The following is a 1,704-nucleotide window of genomic DNA, read 5'->3' as shown; positions in this document are numbered from 1 at the left end:
ACCACTTTGCAACAGCACCTACAGGGGTCGCTGCATCCGCACCCTGTGATATTTCGTTCCCCTAGAGTATTATACCATGAATGACGTGCCAGGTCATCTTCGGCTAGTCTGGGTGCGACCGCACATCATGACATTTGCACCGCATTACCGAATGCTACAGACCGTTCCCCCTGATCGTTCCTATTCGGCGAAAGCCTTGCTGGATCGGTCAACACGATCATTGCGTCTCTTCTCCACAGTGATGAGTTCGGCTCACCGAGCGTGTCGACCTAATGAAATTGGCGGGACGCAATCCCAGACAGAAGGATAACCAGATGAGATCACCCATCCTCGACTATCTCGACACTGTCATCGACGAGACCGATGATGTTGACGTCGGTGCTGTCGCCGACTACATCCCTGAACTCCGAGCCGCCGACCCCGACAAGGTCGCTGTCGCCCTATGCACTGTCAACGGAACTGTCTACTCCACTGGCGATGTGGAACATCGATTCAGCATCCAATCGATGTCGAAGCCTTTCGCCTACGCCCTGGCTATTGAGGACCACGGACTGGAGGACGTGCTGGGTCATGTCGGCGTCGAGCCTAGTGGTGATGCGTTCAATGAGCTCTCGCTCGACCCGGAGACCGGAATACCACGCAATCCGATGATCAACGCCGGCGCGATCGCGACCCACGCGCTGTTGAAGAACGACGGTGGATCATCGGTTGAACGGGTGCTCGACCTGTTCTCACAATTGGCCAATCGGCCGATCGGCATCGATGAGGCGGTCGCTGTCTCGGAGCTGGAGACCGGTGACCGCAATCTTGGGCTTGCCCATCTCTTGCATGCTTCCGGCGCCCTAGCGCAAGAGCCCCGAGCCACGGTCGAGGGCTATATCCGCCAGTGCGCGGCCTCGGTGACCGTGTGCGATCTCGCACTGATGGCTGCGACACTGGCTAACGCCGGTGTGCACCCCAACACCGGGCAGCGAGTGATCGGTCGCAGCACGGCTAGACAGGTTCTTAGCGTGATGGCCTCCTGCGGCATGTACGATGCGGCAGGTGACTGGCTTTCTACCGTCGGCATCCCCGCCAAGAGCGGAGTTGCTGGAGGCATCATCGGGGTGCTGCCCGGTCAGGTCGGCGTCGCCGTCTTCTCGCCCAGGCTTGACCAACATGGCAACAGTGTTCGTGGCATCGAAATGATGCACCGGCTCTCCACCGACATGGGCCTTCATCTAATGGAAGCGGGCAGGCCAGCGCGCTCCTCGCTGCGGGAGACTATAACGGCCGTCATCGGCGAGCAGCGGGCGACGATCTACGTGCTGCAGGGTGATTTGACTCTCAGCTCTATTGAATCACTCGTGCACGAAATAATCTCTCACCCGCCCGAGACCGAGATGGTGATCTTCGACATGAGTCGAGTCGACGAAGTTCACGACGTTGCTCGGCGCACGGCCTCGGACATGGCCACGAAACTCCTGGATGAGGGTTATCGCACTATCCTAGTGGATCCCGATGACATCGTCGGTGACTTCCAAGACAGCACGGGACGCATCCTCGAGCGGTTCAGCCCGCAGCAACTCGAGCATGATGCCGAGATCGTGCAGGGGTGAAAGCCCCGGGATGCTGGATACATACGAGCTGATGGTGCTGGTTGTTGGAGTCGGGTTCCCTCGCGTAGTGGAGCACAAACTGCGCTATCGGCAATCTTCCGGTCGG

At 59.0% G+C, this 1,704-nt stretch carries 1 protein-coding gene; it reads left to right on the top strand.

Annotated elements, in window-relative coordinates; all coding sequences use genetic code 11:
* The first annotated feature begins 314 nt into the window (after positions 1–314).
* Positions 315–1,598 (top strand): glutaminase, encoded by a 1,284-nt coding sequence (locus ACT3UN_RS16385; protein WP_444657645.1) that lies wholly within the window; start codon positions 315–317, stop codon positions 1,596–1,598.
* The last annotated feature ends 106 nt before the right edge of the window (positions 1,599–1,704 follow it).

Origin of the sequence: Corynebacterium sp. AOP12-C2-36 (genome assembly GCF_052379185.1) — a bacterium.
Classification (GTDB): domain Bacteria; phylum Actinomycetota; class Actinomycetes; order Mycobacteriales; family Mycobacteriaceae; genus Corynebacterium.
This window is presented reverse-complemented; position numbering and strand designations above follow the sequence as displayed.